The organism is Streptomyces sp. NPDC028419, from assembly GCF_055565515.1.
In genome coordinates this window covers 126706-146832 of sequence record NZ_JBVHUE010000020.1, presented here as the reverse complement: position 1 = coordinate 146832, position 20127 = coordinate 126706, and the positions used below count along the sequence as shown (strand labels likewise).

Sequence of the window (20127 nt, the reverse complement as noted above, 5' to 3'; positions counted from 1 at the left end):
CCGTTCCAGCCCCGCCGGCGTTTGAGGCGCCCCCGGAGGGCCCACCGAGCCGGCAGCCACACAACCACCTCCGGCAGGCCCTCAAACGCCGGGCAGGCTCAACTGCCAGCCCCGGCCAATCCAGCCGGCCCGGCCATTCCAGCCCCGCCGGCGTTTGAGGCGCCCCCGGAGGGCCCACCGAGCCGGCAGCCACACAACCACCTCCGGCAGGCCCTCAAACGCCGGGCAGGCTGAACTCGATCGGGGCGCCCCCGGAGGGGCCGCGGGCCGCCTCAGCCGATGTCCGGCGGATCGATCCGCACCCGGATCGCATCCGCCACCGAAACCCCCCGCGCCATCCGCGCCGCCTGCGCCCCCTTGAGCGCAGCGGCCAAGGCCGCCCCACTACCCGGCGGCACCCGAACCAACGCCCGCTCCCCGGGCGAGGGCTCCCCCCGCCGCCCCTGCACCGGCACCGGCCCCAACACCTCCGCATCGGCCGGCAACCCGGCATCCGCCAAGAACGCCTCCAGCGCCTCCCGCCGCCCCGCCACCGCGGCCATCCGCGAGACCGGCGGAAAGCCGAGCTGCGCCCGCTCGGCCAACTCCCGCACCGCGTGCCCCACGGGATCCCACCGCACCAGCGCCTGCACCGGCCGCAGCGTCGGCTCGGCGACCACGACCACCTGCCCGTCCCCCCGGACCAGCGACGCGGCCGCGATCCAGCGCCGCAGCGCCTCCTCCCCGGCCCGCAGGTCGGGCCGCGACAACATGGCCCAGCCGTCCAGCAGCAGCCCCGCCGCGTAGCCGGTCCCCTCCGCCACCGGCTCCGCACCCGGCGTGCACACGATCAGCGCGGGCCGGTCGGGCACCGAGTCCAACACGTGGTCCCGCCCGGAGGTCCGCACCGGGACCGCGGGGAACGCCCGGCCCAGCTCCTCCGCCGTCCGCCGGGCGCCGACCACCTGGGCCCGCAGCCGCACGGCCCCGCACTCCTCGCAGTGCCAGGAGGACTCCCCCCGCCCGCACCACCCGCAGTGCAGCTCCCGCTCGTCGGGCGCCTCCAGCGGCCCCGCGCACGCCCGGCAGCGCGCCGGGGTCCGGCACCGCTCGCACGCGAGCCGGGGCACGTACCCGCGCCGCGGGACCTGGACGAGCACCGGCCCGCTCTTGAGGCCCTCCCGTACGGTCTCCCAGGCCAGGCTCGGCAGTCGGGCGGCCCGCGCGGCCTCGTCCCGGGCCAGCAGTTCGTCGCCCACGGTCCGGATCCGGGGCGCGCACTCCCGTACCCGCTCCCGGTCGGCGGCCAGCGGCCGGGCCCAGCCGGACTCGACCAGCTGGGCGGCCTCCACGGTGCAGCTGGTGCTGCCGACGAGGAAGCCGCAGCCGTCGGTGACCGCGCGGAGTTCGAGCACCTCCCGCACGTGCGGGAAGGGGGCGTGGTCATCGCCGTGGCTGGAGTCGCCGTCGTCCCAGATCGCCACCAGGCCGAGGTCCCGGACCGGCGCGAACATCGCGGCCCGGGTGCCGATCACGGCCTTCACCGAGCCTCGGTGGACGGCGAGCCACTGCCGGTAGCGCTTCTCGGGGCCGGATTCGGCGGTCAGCAGGGCGTGCCGCCCCTCCCCCAGCAGCGCGGTCAGGGCCGCGTCCACCCGCGCCGCGGTGCGCCCGTCGGGCAGCACGGCCAGCGCGCCGCGCCCGGAGGCGAGGGTGGCGGCCATGGCCCGGGCCAGCTCGTCGGCCCAGCCGGGTCCGGGCAGGGCGGTCCACACCGCGCGCGGATCGGCGCCGCCCGCCAGCGCCCGGAGGAAGCCGGGGCCCGCCGGATAACGCCCCCAGCCGCCGGGCTCGGGCGCGGCGGGCGCGGGCAGCGGCTCGGGCGAGGGCTTGGCCTCGGCGCGCGCGTTGCGGGGCGGGAGGGCGAGCTGGAGGACGTCGGCCAGGCTGCCCGCGTACCGGTCGGCGACGGCCCGCGCGAGGGCGAGCATGCGCGGGTCGAGGACCACCTCGGGCGAGACGACCTGGGCGAGGGCCGCGAGCGGGCCGTTGTAGTCGGTGTCGGCGCGCCGCTCGACGACGAACCCGTCGATCAGGCCGCCGCCCTCGCGGCGGCCGCCGTGCACCTGGTGGGAGCCGGCGCCGAAGCGGACCCGGACCCGGACCCCGGGCTGCGCGGCCTGCGACAGCTCCTCGGGGACGGCGTAGTCCCAGAGCTGGTCGAGGTGGAGCACGCCCTTGTTCACGAGGATCCGCGCGACGGGCAGGTCTTGGGCCAGCGCGGCACCGCGCCAGGTGCGCGGCTTGGCCTTGGGCGCCTTGGCCTTCGCCTCGGCGACCATCTCCCGCATCAGCGCGAGCTGCTCCGGCGCTCCACCGGTGTCCGGTTCGTTCTGGCTGCTCACACCGGAATTCTCACCCATGGCACCGACAGCGAGGGCCACGACGGCCGGCGGACCGGGAACCGGAGCCGGCCGCGACGGCGTACGGCCCCGGACCGTGGGGTCCGGGGCCGTACGCGGTGGAGCGGGTGGGGACTTACAGACCGGCGGCGGCGCGCAGTGCGTCGACGCGGTCGGTGCGCTCCCAGGTGAAGTCCGGCAGCTCACGGCCGAAGTGGCCGTAGGCGGCGGTCTGCGCGTAGATCGGGCGCAGCAGGTCGAGGTCGCGGATGATCGCGGCCGGACGCAGGTCGAAGACCTGGGCGATCGCGTCCTCGATCTTCTGCACCTCGACCTTGGCGGTGCCGAAGGTCTCGACGAAGAGGCCGACGGGCTCGGCCTTGCCGATCGCGTAGGCGACCTGGACCTCGCAGCGCGAGGCCAGACCGGCGGCGACGACGTTCTTCGCGACCCAGCGCATCGCGTAGGCGGCGCTGCGGTCGACCTTGGACGGGTCCTTGCCGGAGAAGGCGCCGCCACCGTGGCGGGCCATGCCGCCGTAGGTGTCGATGATGATCTTGCGGCCGGTGAGGCCGGCGTCGCCCATCGGGCCGCCGATCTCGAAGCGCCCGGTCGGGTTGACCAGCAGGCGGTAGCCCTCGGTGTCCAGCTTGATGCCGTCCTCGACGAGCTGCTTGAGGACGTACTCGACGACGAACTCGCGGATGTCGGGAGCGAGCAGCGAGTCGAGGTCGATGTCCGAGGCGTGCTGCGAGGACACGACGACGGTGTCGAGGCGGACGGCCTTGTCACCGTCGTACTCGATGGTGACCTGGGTCTTGCCGTCGGGACGCAGGTACGGGATGGTCCCGTTCTTGCGGACCTCGGACAGGCGACGCGAGAGCTTGTGCGCGATGTGGATCGGCAGCGGCATCAGCTCGGGGGTCTCGTCGCAGGCGTAGCCGAACATCAGGCCCTGGTCGCCCGCGCCCTGCTTGTCCAGCTCGTCCTCGTCGCCCTCGACCCGGCTCTCGTACGCGGTGTCGACGCCCTGCGCGATGTCCGGGGACTGCGCGCCGATGGACACCGAGACGCCGCAGGAGGCGCCGTCGAAGCCCTTCTTCGAGGAGTCGTAGCCGATCTCGAGGATCTTCTCGCGGACGAGCTGGGCGATCGGCGCGTAGGCCTTCGTCGTCACCTCGCCGGCGATGTGCACGAGACCGGTGGTGATCAGGGTCTCCACCGCGACGCGCGAGGTGGGGTCTTCCCTGAGCAGGGCGTCGAGGATGGTGTCGCTGATCTGGTCAGCGATCTTGTCGGGGTGGCCCTCGGTAACGGACTCCGAGGTGAAGAGGCGGCGGGACACATCGCTCCCTGGGGTTGCAGCGGCTGCTGGCTGAATCAATTGGCGGAACACTACCGGGAGCTGCGCCTGGCCGTGTTCCTGGTGCAGTTTATCGGTCGCCACCGTTTACCGGACCACCCGTCTCGCCCTGTGGGAGGCGCGTGACCTGCGGCACTCCATCTTGTCCCATCGGACAGCCGGAGAAAAGGTCCGTTTTTCAGGCGCGCCGGAGGACGACCGGGGGCGCGAGCCGGGGCACCACCTGGTCCCAGATGGCATCGGCCAGGAATTCCTTCGGACCATGGGCCACAGGAACCTCAGATCCATCAGAGGCAAGGATCACAGCCTCATTCTCCTCGGATCCGAAGGTCTTGGCCTCGCCGACCTCGTTGACGACGAGGAGGTCACAGCCCTTGCGGAGGAGTTTCGCGCGCCCGTTGGCGAGGACGTCGTCGGTCTCGGCGGCGAAGCCGACGACGACCTGACCGGGCGCGGAACGCGCGGAAGATAGTTCTGCGAGTACGTCAGGATTGCGCACGAGGGCGACCGGCGCGGGCTCCTGACCGTCCTGCTTCTTGATCTTGCCCTCGGCGTAGGAGGCGGGCCGGAAATCGGCCACCGCGGCGGCCATCACCACCGCGTCGGCCTCGGCGGCCGCCTTGAGGACGGCCTCCCGCAGCTGCAGCGCGGTCCCCACCCGTACGACGTCCACCCCGGCCGGATCGGCCAGCGCGGCGTTGGCGGCGACGAGGGTCACCCGGGCCCCGCGCGCGACGGCCGTCCGGGCGAGGGCGTAGCCCTGCTTGCCGGAGGAGCGGTTGCCGAGGAAACGGACCGGGTCCAGCGGCTCGCGCGTGCCGCCCGCACTGATCACCACGTGCCGGCCGGCCAGGTCGGCTCCGCCGGCGCGGCCCCGGCCGCGCAGGACGTGCCGGCACACCTCGAAGATCTCCTCGGGGTCGGGCAGCCGTCCCTTGCCGGTGTCCTTGCCGGTGAGCCGACCGACGGCGGGCTCGATCACCACGGCGCCCCGGCGGCGCAGCGTGGCCACGTTCTCCTGGGTGGCGGGGTGCTCCCACATCTCGGTGTGCATGGCGGGCGCGAAGACCACCGGACAGCGGGCGGTGAGCAAGGTGTTGGTGAGCAGGTCGTCGGCGAGGCCGTGGGCGGCCTTGGCCAACATGTCGGCGGTGGCGGGGGCGACCACGACGAGGTCGGCGCCCTGGCCGATCCGCACGTGGGGCACCTCGTGCACGCTCTCCCAGACCCGGGTGGAGGCGGGGTTTCCGGAGAGGGCGGCCCAGGTGGCTTCGCCCACGAAGTTCAGCGAGGCCTCGGTGGGCACCACGCGGACGTCGTGCCCGGACTCGGTCAGCCGGCGCAGCAACTCGCACGCCTTGTAGGCGGCGATTCCGCCGCTGACCCCGAGAACCACCTTCGGCTTGTCCACTGCGCGCTCCTTTGCCCTGACGCTGCCTGACGCACGTCACATCCCACACATGACACACCACAGGCCCGGCAGTCGGTCTACCGGGCCTGTGGTGGCAAAAATGATGTCGCGTGCCGCTTAGGTGGCCGGGGCCTCGATGGCCTCGGAGGTCAGCAGACCCGCGTTGATCTCGCGCAGCGCGATCGAAAGGGGCTTCTCGTGGACGTGGGTGTCCACCAGGGGGCCGACGTACTCCAGCAGGCCCTCACCGAGCTGCGAGTAGTACGCGTTGATCTGACGGGCACGCTTGGCCGCGTAGATCACGAGGCTGTACTTCGAGTCGGTGGCCTCGAGCAGCTCGTCGATCGGCGGGTTGATGATGCCCTCGGGCGCAGACATGGAAGAGGACACGCTCTACCTTCCGAAGATGGGTAATGATCGAACTACGATCAAACAACTGCCACCAAGGCTAGCAGCTCGCGCGCCACGTCTTCGACGGAGGTATTGACAAGCGTGGTGTCGAACTCGGACTCGGCCGCGAGTTCGATCTTCGCCGCGGCCAGTCGGCGTTCGATGACCTCGGCCGATTCGGTGCCGCGGCCGGTGAGGCGGCGGACCAGCTCCTCCCAGCTGGGGGGAGCGAGGAAGACCAGCTGGGCCTCGGCCATCGACTCGCGGACGAGCCGGGCGCCCTGCAGGTCGATCTCCAGCAGGACCGGCTCGCCGTTGTCCAGGCGTTCCAGCACCGCGCCGCGCGGTGTGCCGTAGCGGTTGCCCGCGAACTCGGCCCACTCCAGCAGCTCGCCGTTGGCGATCAGCTTGTCGAACTCGTCGTCTGTGACGAAGAAGTAGTGGACTCCGTGACGCTCACCGGGCCGCGGCTTGCGGGTGGTGGCCGAGACCGAGAGCCATACCTCGGGGTGGACCTTGCGCATATGCGCGACGACCGTGCTCTTGCCGACCCCTGAGGGGCCGGAGAGCACGGTCAGCCGCGGACGTACCTCTGCTGCCATAGAGCGATTATCCAGGCTCTCAGGACTGCCTGAGAACACCGGAAGAACTTCGGGCGACGCCTCAGGCGCCGCTACCGCCGAACTCGCGCTCCAGGGAAGCGATCTGGTTGGAACCGAGACCTCGGACACGCCGGGACTCGGAAATGCCGAGGCGCTCCATGAGCTGCTTGGCGCGGACCTTGCCCACGCCCGGCAGAGACTCCAGGAGAGCGGACACCTTCATCTTGCCGATGACATCGTTCTCCTGTCCCTGCTTGATGACTTCGTGCAGGGATGCACCGGAGTGCTTGAGTCGATTCTTCACCTCGGCCCGCTCCCGGCGAGCCGCGGCGGCCTTTTCGAGCGCGGCTGCGCGCTGTTCAGGGGTAAGGGGCGGAAGAGCCACGCCTACGTCACCTCGGATGTCGAACTGTCGGATACGGACCGGTGGGGAACACAAGGCACCTCACCAGGCGAGCCCCACGAACAACGGTCCAGCAGGTCCGCCGTTCGTTCACTCTGGTCGGAGACTAGCGGCCAAGGCCGCTCTAGTCAGCGAGAACGGACGAAAAGTCCTGGTCAGCCTCCACTGAACCGTACATCACGGACAAAGCACCCCGGTTTTGTCCGGTGGAGGCCGTACGAATTAGTCATGTGGTCCGATGAGCCAGCCCCACGGCGGAGGCGAACGAGCCGATCCCGCGGGCCGCGAGGGCCGCGCGCAGCTCCTCGATGATCCGCAGCGGTGCGGACGGGTCGTTGAACAGGGCGGTGCCGACCGCGACCCCCGACGCACCCGCCAGGACGAACTCCAGGGCATCGCGACCGTCGGCGATCCCGCCCATGCCGAGGATCGGCACCTCGCGCACCCGGCCGGCCAGCATGGCCGCGTACACCTGGAAGACGCAGCGGACCGCCACGGGGCGGATCGCCGGGCCGGACAGGCCGCCGGTGGCCGCGGCGAGGGCGGGGCGCATCGTGTCGACGTCGACGGCCATGCCGAGCACGGTGTTGATCATCGAGAGCCCGTCCGCGCCGGCGTCGACGCACGCGGCGGCGACGTCCGTGATCCGCGTCACGTCGGGAGTGAGCTTGGCGTACACCGGCAGCGCCGGGTCGGCCGCGGCCCGGACCGCCGCGACCACCTCGTGGGAGGCCCGCGGGTCGCAGCCGAAGACCAGGCCGCGGCTCGCGACGTTGGGGCAGGAGATGTTCACCTCGATCCCGACCACCCCGGGCCGCCCGGTCAGCCGCGCGGCGACCTCGGCGAACTCCCCCGCGTGCTCCCCCGCGATCGATACGACCACCCGCGCGCCGCGCTCGGCGAGCCAGGGCAGTTCGTGCTCGACGAAGCGGTCGATGCCGCAGCCCTGGAGGCCGATGGAATTCAGCATCCCGCTGGGGGTCTCCGCCATGCGGGGCGTGGGCCGGCCGGAGCGGACCTGCGGCATCACGGTCTTGGTGGTGATCGTGCCCAGCGCGTCGAGGGGGACGAAGCGGTGCAGTTCACGGCCGTACCCGGCGCATCCCGAGGCGGTGGAGACCGGGTTGGGCAGGGTGCGGTGGGCACCCAGCGGTGCCGACATGTCGACTTCCTCGGGCCTCATCGGGCGCTCTCCCCGCGTGGTCGCGGAGCCATGGCGGCGGCGCCTTCGAGATCGGGCGGGAGCGTGCCCGCCCGGTCCCAGCGGACCGTGGTCCCGTCGAAGACCGGGCCGTCGGTGCAGGAGCGCAGGAAGCGGGTCACGCCGTCGGCGCCGGTGACCGGCAGGACGCAGGACATGCAGATGCCGATCCCGCAGGCCATGGCCTCCTCGACGGCGGTGTGGCTGCGGGCGCCCGCGGCGGCGGCGACCTCGGTGACGGCGCGCAGCATGCCCATGGGGCCGCAGGAGTGCACCTCGGTGGCGCCGATCCCGGCGATCGCCTCCGCCAGCGGGTCCGTGACCCGGCCGCGGCGGCCGGCCGAGCCGTCGTCGGTGACGACGAAGACCTGCTCGCCGAGGGTACGGGCGCGCTCCACGCCGAAGAGTCGGTCCGCGGTGGCCGCGCCGAGCACGAAGGAGACCCGGCCGCCGCGGCCGAGGATCGTCTCGGCCAGGGAGAACAGCGGGGCGCTGCCGTAGCCTCCGGCGGCCAGGACGGCGCTGACCGGGCCCTCGGGGAGCGGGAAGGGCGTGCCGAGGGGGGCGATGAGGTCCACCGTGTCCCCGGGGCGGTGCCGGGCGAGGGCGCGGGTGCCCTTGCCGCGCTCGGCGAAGACGAACTCGACGGTGCCGGTGGCCGGGTCGGCGCGGTGGATGGAGAAGGCCCGTCGCAGCAGCATGGCGCCCTCGCGGCCGCCGATGGCGAGGGCCCCGAAGTGGCCGGGCCGTACGTCGGCCTCGGCGGCGGCGGGGGCGTGGAGGGTCAGCCGGTGGTAGGCGCCCACGGGCTCGATCCGCCGGATGGTGGCGACGGTCTGGACAGGGGGCACGCGGCGGCGCTCCGATCACGGGGTGGGACGACGGTCTCCCCCCACCCCCATGATCGCCGCCCCACCCCCCACACACCCCGGGCCCAAGGCCCCCACCCCACCATCCATTGGACCCAACCGGCCCCCACCCTCCGGGGCCGCCTCCAACGCCGACGAGGCCAAATCGGCGAACCCCGGCCCCGCCCCCCACAAGCCCAGCCAACGAGGCTGGAAGGCCGAACCCCGGCGCCGCCCCCACAAGCCCCGCCGGCGTTTGAGGCGCCGCCGGAGGCACCCCGGCCACCGCCGGACCCACACAGCCCGTGGCCGACCGCAGCCCCTCTGCCCTCCGGGGGCGCCTCAAACGCCGGCGAGGCTGAATCAGCGGACCCCGGCGCCGCCCCCCACAAGCCCAGCCAGCGAGGCTGAAAGGACGAAGCCCGGCGCCGCCCCCACAAGCCCCGCCGGCGATTGAGGCGCCGCCGGAGGCACCCCGGCCACCGCCGGACCCACACGGCCCCGTGGGCGAACGCAGCGCATCTGGCGGGGCCGACAGGGGTGGTCAGGAGGCTGCGGCCGTGCGGATTTCTTCGGCGAAGGTGCGGGCGGAGGCGCGCAGGGCCGCCGCGTCGGGACCGTGCCGCAGGACGCCGCGCGAAACGTTCGGCACGACGTTGCGGACGGCCGCCCCGAAGACCCCCGGCAGGTCGGCCGCCGTGGCCCCCTGCGCCCCGATCCCCGGCGCCAGCAGCGGCCCGTTGATGTCCAGGTCGAAGGAGGACAGGTCCCCGAGCGTGGCACCCACCACCGCTCCGAAGGACCCCATCGGCTCCGCGCCCGCGTTCTCCGCGGCCAGGTGCGCCAGCATCGTCGCCCCGACGCTCCGCCCGTCCTCGCGCACGGCCCGCTGGACCTCCGCCCCCTCCGGGTTGGAGGTCAGGGCCAGCACGAAGAGCCCCGCCCCCGACGCCCGCGCCAGCTCCACCGCCGGCCGCAGCGAGCCGTAGCCGAGGTACGGCGAGACCGTCAGCGCGTCGGAGAAGAGCGGCGAGGCCGGGTCGAGGAAGGTCTGCGCGTACGCGGCCATCGTCGAGCCGATGTCCCCGCGCTTGGCGTCCATGACCACCAGCGTGCCGGCGGCCCGCGCGTCCGCGACGGTCCGCTCCAGCACCGCGATGCCCCGGGAGCCGAAGCGCTCGAAGAAGGCGGCCTGCGGCTTGAAGACGGCCACCTGGTCGGCCAGCGCCTCCACGACGGTCCGCGAGAACCGCTCCAGGCCCGCGATGTCGTCGTTCAGGCCCCAGGAGGCCAGCAGCTCCGCGTGCGGGTCGATGCCGACGCACAGCGGGCCGCGGGAGTCCATCGCCGCGCGCAGGCGGGTGCCGAAGGGGGTCACGGTCACGGTCACTTGGCGGCCTTTCGGGTTTCGGCTCGGGTTTCGGCGCCGACGGCCTCGGCGAGGGTCGCGTACGGGCTGTTGGCCAGCCGCGCGGCGAGGCCCTTGTGGATGGCGCGGGCGTAGAAGGGGCCCTCGTAGATGAAGGCGCTGTACCCCTGGACGAGGGTGGCGCCCGCGAGGATCCGCTGCCAGGCGTCCTCGGCGTTCTCGATGCCCCCGACGCCCACCAGGACGATCCGGTCGCCCACGCGGGCGTACAGGCGGCGCAGGACCTCCAGGGAGCGCGCCTTCACCGGGGCGCCGGACAGGCCGCCGGTCTCCTTGACCAGCTCGGGCGCCGACTTCAGGCCGAGGCCCTCGCGGGCGATCGTGGTGTTCGTCGCGATGATGCCGTCCAGCCCCAGCTCCAGGGCCAGGTCGGCGACCGCGTCGACGTCCTCGTCGGCGAGGTCGGGGGCGATCTTGACGAGCAGCGGGACCCGGCGGTCGGTCACCGTGCGGTCGGCGGCCTCGCGCACGGCGCTCAGCAGCGGCCTCAGCGACTCCGTCGCCTGCAGGTTGCGCAGGCCCGGGGTGTTCGGCGAGGAGACGTTCACGACGAGGTAGTCGGCGTGGCGGGCGAGCCGCTCGGTGGAGGCGACGTAGTCCGCCACGGCCTCCTCCTCGGGCACGACCTTCGTCTTGCCGATGTTGACGCCGACGACGGTCCTGAAGACCGGGCGTCGGTTCGCGAGGCGCTCGGCGACGGCGGCCGAGCCCTCGTTGTTGAAGCCCATGCGGTTGATCAGCGCACGGTCGGCGACCAGCCGGAACAGCCGCTTCTTGGGGTTGCCGGGCTGCGGTTCGGCGGTGACCGTGCCGATCTCGATGTGGTCGAAGCCGAGCATCGACATGCCGTCGATGGCCACGGCGTTCTTGTCGAAACCGGCGGCGAGGCCGAAGGGGCCGTGCATCCGCAGGCCGAGGGCCTCGGTGCGCAGCTCCGTGAAGCGGGGGGCGAGGGCGGCCGCGGCGAAGGTGCGCAGGACCGGGGTGCGGGCGGCGAGGCGGATCCACCGGAAGGCCATGTAGTGGGCCTGCTCGGGGTCCATCCGCTTGAAGACCAGGTTGAAGAAGAGTTTGTACACGGGGTGAGGATCCTTCTGCGCTCATGAAGAGGGGGACACCCGGCGCGCGTGCGGCGCGTCCGGTGTCCCCCTCCCCTGTCCGGGCGTGTAGGTGCTGCTAGTCGCGGGCCGCGGTCAGGTGCTCCGCGTGCTCCTGGAGCGAGCGGACGCCCACCTCGCCGTGGCCCAGCGCCTCGATGCCCTGGACGGCGGCGGCGAGCGCCTGGACCGTGGTCAGGCACGGGACGCTGCGCGCCACGGCGGCCGTACGGATCTCGTAGCCGTCGAGGCGGCCGCCGGTGCCGTACGGGGTGTTGACGATCAGGTCGACGTCACCGTCGTGGATGAGCTGGACGATCGTCTTCTCGCCGTTCGGGCCTTCGCCCTCGCTGAGCTTGCGCACCACGGTGGCGTTGATGCCGTTGCGGCGCAGCACCTCGGCGGTGCCGGAGGTGGCCAACAGCTCGAAGCCGTGGGCGACCAGCTCGCGGGCCGGGAAGATCATCGAGCGCTTGTCGCGGTTGGCGACGGAGATGAAGGCGCGGCCCTTGGTGGGCAGCGGGCCGTAGGCACCGGCCTGCGACTTGGCGTACGCCGTGCCGAAGACCGAGTCGATGCCCATGACCTCACCGGTCGAGCGCATCTCCGGGCCGAGGACCGTGTCGACGCCGCGACCGTGGATGTCGCGGAAGCGCGACCACGGCATGACGGCTTCCTTCACCGAGATCGGCGCGTCGAGCGGCAGGGTGCCGCCGTCGCCGGTCTTCGGCAGCAGGCCCTCGGCGCGCAGCTCGGCGATGGTGGTGCCGAGCGAGATGCGCGCGGCGGCCTTGGCCAGCGGCACCGCGGTCGCCTTCGAGGTGAAGGGGACGGTGCGCGAGGCGCGCGGGTTGGCCTCCAGGACGTAGAGGATGTCACCCGCCATCGCGAACTGGATGTTGATCAGGCCGCGCACGCCGACGCCCTTGGCGATGGCCTCGGTGGAGGCGCGCAGCCGCTTGATGTCGTAGCCGCCGAGGGTGATCGGGGGCAGGGCGCAGGCGGAGTCGCCGGAGTGGATCCCGGCTTCCTCGATGTGCTCCATGACGCCGCCGAGGTAGAGCTCGGTGCCGTCGTAGAGGGCGTCGACATCGATCTCGATGGCGTCGTCGAGGAAGCGGTCGACCAGGACCGGCCGGGTGGGGCTGATCTCGGTGGACTCGGCGATGTACGACTCCAGGCGGGTCTCGTCGTAGACGATCTCCATGCCGCGGCCGCCGAGCACGTACGAGGGGCGTACGAGGACGGGGTAGCCGATCTCGTCGGCGATGGCCTTGGCGCCCTTGAAGGTGGTCGCGGTGCCGTGCTTGGGGGCGGGCAGCCCGGCCTCGGCCAGGACCTGGCCGAAGGCGCCGCGGTCCTCGGCGGCGTGGATCGCCTCGGGCGAGGTGCCGACGACGGGGACGCCGTTGTCCTTGAGCGCCTGGGCGAGACCGAGGGGGGTCTGGCCGCCGAGCTGGACGATGACGCCGGCGATCGGGCCCGCGAGGGACTCGGCGTGCACGATCTCCAGCACGTCCTCGAGCGTCAGCGGCTCGAAGTACAGGCGGTCGGAGGTGTCGTAGTCCGTCGAGACGGTCTCGGGGTTGCAGTTGACCATCACGGTCTCGTAGCCGGCGTCGCTGAGCGCGAAGGAGGCGTGGACGCAGGAGTAGTCGAACTCGATGCCCTGGCCGATGCGGTTCGGGCCGGAGCCCAGGATGATCACCGCGGGCTTCTCGCGGGGGGCGACCTCGGACTCCTCGTCGTAGGACGAGTAGAAGTACGGGGTCTTCGCGGCGAACTCGGCGGCGCAGGTGTCGACCGTCTTGTAGACCGGGCGGACGCCGAGCGCGTGCCGGACCTCGCGGACGACGTCCTCGCGCAGGCCGCGGATCTCGGCGATCTGGGCGTCGGAGAAGCCGTGCCGCTTGGCCTCGGCGAGCAGCTCGGGGTGGAGCTTGTCGGCGGCGGCCAGGTCGTCGGCGATCTCCTTGATGAGGAACATCTGGTCGACGAACCAGGGGTCGATCTTCGTGGACTCGAAGACCTCCTCCTGGGTGGCGCCGGCGCGGATGGCCTGCATGACGGTGTTGATGCGGCCGTCGGTCGGGCGGACCGCGGTGCGCAGCAGCTCGTCCTTGTCGCCCGGCTCGCCCACGAAGGTGAACTGCGAGCCCTTCTTCTCCAGGGACCGCAGGGCCTTCTGGAGGGCCTCGGTGAAGTTGCGGCCGATCGCCATGGCCTCGCCCACCGACTTCATGGTGGTGGTGAGGGTGGAGTCGGCGTGCGGGAACTTCTCGAAGGCGAAGCGCGGGGCCTTGACGACGACGTAGTCGAGGGACGGCTCGAAGGAGGCCGGGGTCTTCTCGGTGATGTCGTTGGGGACCTCGTCGAGCGTGTAGCCGATGGCCAGCTTGGCCGCGATCTTGGCGATCGGGAAGCCGGTGGCCTTCGACGCGAGCGCCGAGGAGCGCGAGACGCGCGGGTTCATCTCGATGACGATGACCCGGCCGTCGGTGGGGTCGATCGCGAACTGGATGTTGCAGCCGCCGGTGTCGACGCCGACCTCGCGGATGATCGCGATGCCGATGTCGCGCAGCCGCTGGTACTCGCGGTCGGTCAGCGTCATCGCCGGGGCGACGGTGATCGAGTCGCCGGTGTGGACGCCCATCGGGTCGAAGTTCTCGATGGAGCAGACGACGACGACGTTGTCCTTGGTGTCGCGCATCAGCTCCAGCTCGTACTCCTTCCAGCCGAGGATGGACTCCTCCAGGAGCACCTCGGTGGTCGGGGAGAGCATCAGGCCCTGGCCGGCGATGCGGCGCAGCTCGTCCTCGTCGTGGGCGAAGCCGGAGCCGGCGCCGCCCATGGTGAAGGAGGGGCGCACGACGACGGGGTAGCCGCCGAGGGTGTCGACGCCGGCGATGACGTCGTCCATCGTGTGGCAGATGACCGAGCGGGCGGACTCGCCGTAGCCGATCTTCGCCTTGACGGCCTCGACGACACCCTTGAAGAGGTCGCGGTCCTCGCCCTTGTTGATGGCCTCGACGTTGGCGCCGATCAGCTCGACGCCGTACTTCTCCAGCACTCCCTGCTCGTGCATGGAGATGGCGGTGTTCAGCGCGGTCTGGCCGCCGAGGGTCGGCAGGAGCGCGTCGGGGCGCTCCTTGGCGATGATCTTCTCGACGAACTCGGGGGTGATCGGCTCGACGTAGGTGGCGTCGGCGATCTCCGGGTCGGTCATGATCGTCGCCGGGTTGGAGTTCACCAGGATGACCCGCAGGCCTTCGGCCTTGAGGATGCGGCAGGCCTGGGTACCGGAGTAGTCGAACTCGGCTGCCTGGCCGATGACGATCGGGCCGGAGCCGATGACCAGGACGGACTGGATATCGGTGCGCTTAGGCACGCTCGGCCTCCATCAAAGATACGAAGCGGTCGAAGAGGTAGGCGGCGTCGTGCGGGCCGGCTGCCGCCTCCGGGTGGTACTGGACGCTGAAGGCCGGCTGGTCGAGCAGCTGGAGGCCCTCGACGACCTGGTCGTTCAGGCAGACGTGGGAGACCTCGGCGCGGCCGTAGGGCGTGTCCGAGACCTTGTCGAGGGGCGCGTCGACGGCGAAGCCGTGGTTGTGCGCGGTGATCTCGACCTTGCCGGTGGTGCGGTCCTGGACCGGCTGGTTGATGCCGCGGTGGCCGTACTTCAGCTTGTAGGTGCCGAAGCCGAGCGCGCGGCCCAGGATCTGGTTGCCGAAGCAGATGCCGAAGAGCGGGGTCTTGCGCTCCAGGACGCCCTGCATGACGGCGACGGGACCGTCGGCGGTGGCCGGGTCGCCCGGGCCGTTGGAGAAGAAGACGCCGTCGGGGGCGACGGCGTAGACGTCCTCGACCGTGGCGGTGGCGGGCAGCACGTGCACCTCGATGCCGCGCTCGGCCATCCGGTGCGGGGTCATGCCCTTGATGCCGAGGTCCACGGCGGCGACGGTGAACTTCTTCTCGCCGATCGCGGGGACGACGTACGTCTCCTTGGTGGCGACCTCGGCGGAGAGGTTCGCGCCCTTCATCTGCGGGGCTTCGAGGACGCGGGCCAGCAGGGCCGCGTCGTCGCCGCCGGCCAGCGCCTCGCCCGAGAAGATGCCGACGCGCATGGCGCCGCGCTCGCGCAGGTGGCGGGTGAGGGCGCGGGTGTCGATGCCGCAGATCCCGACCACGCCCTGCTTGACCAGCTCCTCGTCCAGCGAGCGCTGCGAGCGCCAGTTGGAGGGGACGCGGGCGGGGTCGCGCACGACGTATCCGGCGACCCAGATGCGGGCCGACTCGGGGTCCTCGTCGTTGACTCCGGTGTTGCCCACGTGCGGGGCGGTCATCACGACGACCTGGCGGTGGTACGACGGGTCGGTCAGCGTCTCCTGGTAGCCGGTCATGCCGGTGGAGAACACGGCTTCGCCGAAGGTCTCCCCCACGGCCCCGTAGGCGCGCCCGCGGAAGATGCGGCCGTCCTCCAGGACGAGTACGGCGGGAGCTTTGGCTGCTCCCCTGGTGGAGGTCGTCATCGTTCGGCGCCTTCCGTCGGGATGGATGAGTTCTGGTTCACAAGTGTGGTGATCGCTTCGACCCAGGCGGCGTGCTCGGCCGCCCGGTCGGAGCGGAATCCGGAGTCGATCAGCTTGTCGCCGTGCGCCCAGGTGACGACGAGCAGACCGCCCTCGGTCAGTACCTTGCCCGCGATTCCCTTGTCGAGGCGGGCGCCGCGCAGTCGCGCGGCCGGTACGAAGAAGTCGGTGGCACCCGGACGGACCACGTCGAGGCCCGTGTCGGTGAGCGTCAGCTCGACCCGGCTGCGGATGCCGAGGCCGTGGGCGACGATCCGGTCGAGCCACTGCCCGGCGGTCGTGGAGCCGTGGTACCGGCCGGTCAGGGCCAGCCGGTGCGCGGGCAGGCCGCTCGGTGTCGTGGGCAGCGCCGGCAGGTCGTTCTGCAGTGCGCCGCGCCACTTCCAGCCCTGCCGCATCAGCCAGTACACGAAGGCGATGAAGACGAGCAGACCGAGGACCCACGCGAGGCGCGCGTCCCAGTCCGTCACCTCCGCCGACTGTCGTTCGGCGGCCTCGGCGGCCAGTTGGATCACTGCAGGTGTCACGCCAGTTTCCCGTCCACGACCGTTGCCCGGCCCCGCAGGAAGGTGTGAGTGACGCGTCCCGGAAGCTCACGGCCCTGGTAAGGCGTGTTGCGGCTGCGGGAGGCGAAGTGTGCGGGGTCCACGACACCACGGTACGAGGTATCGACCAAGGTCAGGTTGGCGGGTTCACCTGCCGAGACGGGACGGCCGTGGTTCTGGAGGCTGCCGATCCGCGCCGGGGCGAAGGACATCCGCTCGGCGACGCCCGCCCAGTCGAGCAGTCCGGTCTCGACCATCGTCTGCTGGACGACGGAGAGCGCGGTCTCCAGGCCCACCATGCCCATGGCGGCGGCGGCCCACTCGCAGTCCTTGTCCTCGTGCGGGTGCGGGGCGTGGTCGGTGGCGACGATGTCGATCGTGCCGTCGGCGAGCGCCTCGCGCAGGGCCAGCACGTCGCGCTCGGTGCGCAGCGGCGGGTTGACCTTGTAGACGGGGTTGTACGAACGGACCAGCTCGTCGGTGAGGAGCAGGTGGTGCGGGGTGACCTCGGCGGTCACGTCGATGCCGCGGGACTTGGCCCAGCGGACGATCTCGACGGAGCCGGCGGTCGAGAGGTGGCAGATGTGCACGCGGGAACCGACGTGCTCGGCGAGGAGCACGTCGCGGGCGATGATCGACTCCTCGGCGACGGCGGGCCAGCCGCCGAGGCCCAGCTCGGCGGAGACGACGCCCTCGTTCATCTGGGCGCCCTCGGTGAGGCGGGGCTCCTGGGCGTGCTGGGCGACGACGCCGCCGAAGGCCTTCACGTACTCCAGTGCGCGCCGCATGATCACCGCGTCGTCGACGCACTTGCCGTCGTCGGAGAAGACGGTGACGCGGGCGGCGGACTCGTGCATGGCGCCCAGCTCGGAGAGCTGCTTGCCCTCCAGGCCCACGGTGACGGCGCCGATGGGCTGCACGTCGCAGTAGCCGGATTCCTTGCCCAGGCGCCAGACCTGCTCGACGACGCCGGCGGTGTCGGCGACCGGGAAGGTGTTCGCCATGGCGAAGACGGCGGTGTAGCCGCCGCTGGCGGCGGCGCGGGTGCCGGTGAGGACGGTCTCGGAGTCCTCGCGGCCCGGCTCGCGCAGGTGGGTGTGCAGGTCGACCAGGCCGGGGAGCAGGACCTGGCCGGCGGCCTCGATCACGGTCGCGTCGCCCGCGTCGATGCCGGTACCGACCTCGGCGATGGTCTCGCCGTCGATCAGGACGTCCTGCACGTCGCCGCCGAGCACCTTCGCGCCACGAATAAGGATCTTGCTCATCTTTACTTGCTCTCCGATTCGACGGGGCGGGCGTGGCTGACGGCGGACTCGTTGCCGCCCAGCAGCAGGTACAGGACGGCCATGCGGATGGACACGCCGTTGGCGACCTGCTCGACGACGGTGCAGCGGTCGGAGTCGGCGACCTCGGCGGTGATCTCCATGCCCCGGACCATCGGGCCGGGGTGCATCACGATGCCGTGCCCGGGCATCTTCGCCATGCGCTCGCCGTCCAGGCCGTAGCGCCGCGAGTACTCGCGCTCGGTCGGGAAGAAGGCGGCGTTCATCCGCTCTCGCTGCACACGCAGCATCATGACCGCGTCGGACTTCGGCAGCACCTCGTCGAGGTCGTACGAGACCTCGCAGGGCCAGCTCTCGACGCCGATCGGGATCAGGGTGGGCGGGGCCACCAGGGTGACGTGGGCGCCCAGGGTGTGCAGCAGGTCGACGTTGGAGCGGGCGACCCGGCTGTGCAGGACGTCACCGACGAGGGTGATCCGCTTGCCGGCGAGGTCCTGGCCGAGCGCGTCGGGGCCGACCAGGCGGCGGCGCATGGTGAAGGCGTCCAGCAGGGCCTGGGTCGGGTGCTGGTGGGTGCCGTCGCCGGCGTTGATGACGGGTACGTCGATCCAGCCCGAGGTGGCGAGCCGGTACGGGGCCCCGGAGGCGCTGTGCCGGATGACCACGGCGTCGATGCCCATGGCGGCCAGGGTCTGGGCGGTGTCCTTGAGAGACTCGCCCTTGGAGACGCTGGATCCCTTGGCCACGAAGTTGATCACATCGGCGGAGAGGCGCTTCTCGGCGGCCTCGAAGGAGATGCGGGTGCGGGTCGAGTCCTCGAAGAAGAGGTTGCAGATGGTCAGGCCGCGCAGGGTGGGCAGCTTCTTTATCGGCCGGTCGGCGACCCGGGCCATCTCCTCGGCGGTGTCGAGGATGAGGACGGCGTCGTCGCGCGAGAGATCGGCGGCCGAGATGAGGTGACGCTTCATCTGGGTGCTCCGTGAGTCCGTGGGTCTGGGCTGGGGAGGGCGGGAAGGCAGGCTGTCGTGCGGACCGGCGCCGGTCGGGCGGGCGTCCGCGCGGGCAGGCGTCGGCGCGGGCACCCGTGAACGGGGGCCCTCACGCGTTCGCTCTACTGCCCGCCTGCCGGGGCGGTCCGCTGGCCGAGCAGTACGGCGTCGCGGCCGTCCTCCTCCTGGAGCTGGACCATGACGGTCTCCCGCAGCGAAGTGGGGAGGTTCTTGCCGACGTAGTCGGCGCGGATCGGCAGCTCGCGGTGGCCGCGGTCGACGAGGACGGCGAGCTGGACCGCGCGCGGGCGGCCGATGTCGCCGAGGGCGTCGAGGGCCGCGCGGATGGTGCGTCCGGAGAAGAGCACGTCGTCGACGAGGACCACGAGCCTGCCGTCGATGCCGTCACCGGGGATCTCGGTGCGGCCGATCGCCCGGGCGGGCTTCATCCGCAGGTCGTCGCGGTACATGGTGATGTCGAGGGAGCCGACCGGGACCTTGGTGCCGGTGATCTCTTCGAGCTTGGCGGCGAGCCGGCGGGCGAGGAAGACGCCGCGGGTCGGAATGCCGAGGAGCACCACGTCGTCGGCGCCCTTGGCGCGTTCGACGATCTCGTGGGCGATACGGGTCAGCACCCGCGCGATGTCCTGCGCCTCGAGAACGGGGCGGGCACCGTCGGCGGTGTGCCGGTCATGCTGAGCGTCCATGAAAAGGACCTCCTTCTCCGCCTCACGGGACGGACCTTAAAGGACGTCTGGCCGGCTGCCGCAGGCAACCGGGTCGTACGGCTTCCACGGTACCAGGGCCGTCCGGGGCCGCCCGACCCGGGTCGCGGAGGTCCCCTTAAAGGAGGCCGGGGAGACCATTCGGCTTGACGCATCCAAGTAACGCTGCGTAACCTCACAGTGAGTTACCAGCCGCGCGGCGCAGCCGCACGTTGTCCATATCATCACAGCGTCACAGCGTCCGGGAGCGTTATGTCCAGCGAATACGCCAAGCAGCTCGGGGCCAAGCTCCGTGCCATCCGCACCCAGCAGGGCCTTTCCCTCCACGGTGTCGAGGAGAAGTCCCAGGGCCGATGGAAGGCCGTGGTGGTCGGGTCGTACGAGCGCGGGGACCGCGCCGTGACCGTCCAGCGCCTCGCCGAGCTGGCGGACTTCTACGGGGTGCCGGTGCAGGAGCTCCTGCCGGGCACCACCCCGGGCGGAGCGGCCGAGCCGCCGCCGAAGCTCCGTCTGGACCTGGAGCGCCTCGCCCACGTGCCCGCCGAGAAGGCCGGCCCGCTCCAGCGCTACGCGGCCACGATCCAGAGCCAGCGCGGCGACTACAACGGCAAGGTGCTGTCGATCCGCCAGGACGACCTGCGCACCCTCGCGGTCATCTACGACCAGTCCCCCTCGGTCCTGACCGAGCAGCTCATCAGCTGGGGCGTGCTGGACGCGGACGCCCGCCGCGCGGTGACCCACGAGGAGATCTGAGCGTTCTGACCTCTGGGCCCGGGCCCAGCAGAAACGTTACCGGGGGGGGGGGGGGGGGGGGGGGGGGGGGGGGGGGGGGGGGGCGGGTTGGTGTTTTCTCCTCCCCTTCGCTTCTGCC

At 71.9% G+C, this 20127-nt stretch carries 17 protein-coding genes; 1 reads left to right on the top strand and 16 read right to left on the bottom strand.

Going from position 1 to position 20127, the window contains the following annotated elements:
- Window positions 1-272: 272 nt before the first annotated feature.
- The 16 genes from ACZ4UB_RS23585 to pyrR all read right to left on the bottom strand — a co-directional run bounded on the left by ACZ4UB_RS23585 (window position 273) and on the right by pyrR (window position 19238).
- Complete coding sequence (locus ACZ4UB_RS23585) at window positions 273-2402, bottom strand: primosomal protein N' (RefSeq protein ID WP_468072835.1); 2130 nt, start codon at window positions 2400-2402, stop codon at window positions 273-275.
- A 115-nt stretch (window positions 2403-2517) separates the two neighbouring features.
- Window positions 2518-3726 (bottom strand): methionine adenosyltransferase, encoded by a 1209-nt coding sequence (metK, locus tag ACZ4UB_RS23580; RefSeq protein ID WP_354381498.1) that lies wholly within the window; start codon window positions 3724-3726, stop codon window positions 2518-2520.
- 196 nt (window positions 3727-3922) lie between these two features.
- Entirely contained in the window at window positions 3923-5155 is a 1233-nt protein-coding gene (gene coaBC, locus ACZ4UB_RS23575; RefSeq protein WP_468072833.1) for a bifunctional phosphopantothenoylcysteine decarboxylase/phosphopantothenate--cysteine ligase CoaBC, read from the bottom strand.
- A gap of 117 nt (window positions 5156-5272) precedes the next feature.
- Window positions 5273-5545, bottom strand: coding sequence for a DNA-directed RNA polymerase subunit omega (gene rpoZ / locus ACZ4UB_RS23570; RefSeq protein WP_283451425.1), 273 nt, complete (start codon window positions 5543-5545; stop codon window positions 5273-5275).
- Window positions 5546-5583: 38 nt separating this feature from the next.
- Window positions 5584-6147 carry a guanylate kinase gene (gene gmk / locus ACZ4UB_RS23565; RefSeq protein WP_385777498.1) on the bottom strand — a complete coding sequence of 188 codons (564 nt, stop codon included), beginning with the start codon at window positions 6145-6147 and terminating at the stop codon, window positions 5584-5586.
- Between the two features lie 61 nt (window positions 6148-6208).
- A complete protein-coding gene (locus ACZ4UB_RS23560) occupies window positions 6209-6532 on the bottom strand; it encodes an integration host factor (protein WP_330329439.1) in 324 nt (107 codons plus the stop codon).
- A gap of 244 nt (window positions 6533-6776) precedes the next feature.
- Window positions 6777-7712 (bottom strand): dihydroorotate dehydrogenase, encoded by a 936-nt coding sequence (locus tag ACZ4UB_RS23555; RefSeq protein WP_468072830.1) that lies wholly within the window; start codon window positions 7710-7712, stop codon window positions 6777-6779.
- A 17-nt stretch (window positions 7713-7729) separates the two neighbouring features.
- The gene (locus ACZ4UB_RS23550) at window positions 7730-8602 is read right to left on the bottom strand and encodes a dihydroorotate dehydrogenase electron transfer subunit (RefSeq protein ID WP_468072828.1); all 873 of its coding nucleotides are present in this window, start codon (window positions 8600-8602) and stop codon (window positions 7730-7732) included.
- Between the two features lie 541 nt (window positions 8603-9143).
- Window positions 9144-9989 carry an orotidine-5'-phosphate decarboxylase gene (gene pyrF / locus ACZ4UB_RS23545; RefSeq protein WP_468072826.1) on the bottom strand — a complete coding sequence of 282 codons (846 nt, stop codon included), beginning with the start codon at window positions 9987-9989 and terminating at the stop codon, window positions 9144-9146.
- A complete protein-coding gene (locus ACZ4UB_RS23540; protein WP_354381493.1) occupies window positions 9986-11107 on the bottom strand; it encodes a quinone-dependent dihydroorotate dehydrogenase in 1122 nt (373 codons plus the stop codon). Before ACZ4UB_RS23540 ends, pyrF begins: the two co-directional genes overlap by 4 nt.
- Window positions 11108-11204: 97 nt before the next feature.
- Window positions 11205-14513, bottom strand: coding sequence for a carbamoyl-phosphate synthase large subunit (carB, locus tag ACZ4UB_RS23535; RefSeq protein WP_468072824.1), 3309 nt, complete (start codon window positions 14511-14513; stop codon window positions 11205-11207).
- Window positions 14506-15654, bottom strand: a complete 1149-nt coding sequence (gene carA, locus ACZ4UB_RS23530) for a glutamine-hydrolyzing carbamoyl-phosphate synthase small subunit (RefSeq protein ID WP_354381491.1) — start codon at window positions 15652-15654, stop codon at window positions 14506-14508. The genes carB and carA overlap by 8 nt, the downstream gene beginning before the upstream one ends.
- Window positions 15651-16241 carry a PH-like domain-containing protein gene (locus ACZ4UB_RS23525; RefSeq protein ID WP_468072821.1) on the bottom strand — a complete coding sequence of 197 codons (591 nt, stop codon included), beginning with the start codon at window positions 16239-16241 and terminating at the stop codon, window positions 15651-15653. Before ACZ4UB_RS23525 ends, carA begins: the two co-directional genes overlap by 4 nt.
- Complete coding sequence (locus ACZ4UB_RS23520; protein ID WP_354381489.1) at window positions 16238-17524, bottom strand: dihydroorotase; 1287 nt, start codon at window positions 17522-17524, stop codon at window positions 16238-16240. Before ACZ4UB_RS23520 ends, ACZ4UB_RS23525 begins: the two co-directional genes overlap by 4 nt.
- Before the next feature lie 2 nt (window positions 17525-17526).
- A complete protein-coding gene (locus ACZ4UB_RS23515; RefSeq protein ID WP_354381488.1) occupies window positions 17527-18510 on the bottom strand; it encodes an aspartate carbamoyltransferase catalytic subunit in 984 nt (327 codons plus the stop codon).
- A gap of 143 nt (window positions 18511-18653) precedes the next feature.
- Window positions 18654-19238 carry a bifunctional pyr operon transcriptional regulator/uracil phosphoribosyltransferase PyrR gene (gene pyrR, locus ACZ4UB_RS23510; protein WP_385777475.1) on the bottom strand — a complete coding sequence of 195 codons (585 nt, stop codon included), beginning with the start codon at window positions 19236-19238 and terminating at the stop codon, window positions 18654-18656.
- A gap of 270 nt (window positions 19239-19508) precedes the next feature.
- Between pyrR and bldD the strand changes: the two genes are divergently transcribed.
- Window positions 19509-20009, top strand: coding sequence for a transcriptional regulator BldD (gene bldD / locus ACZ4UB_RS23505; RefSeq protein WP_283451446.1), 501 nt, complete (start codon window positions 19509-19511; stop codon window positions 20007-20009).
- The last annotated feature ends 118 nt before the right edge of the window (window positions 20010-20127 follow it).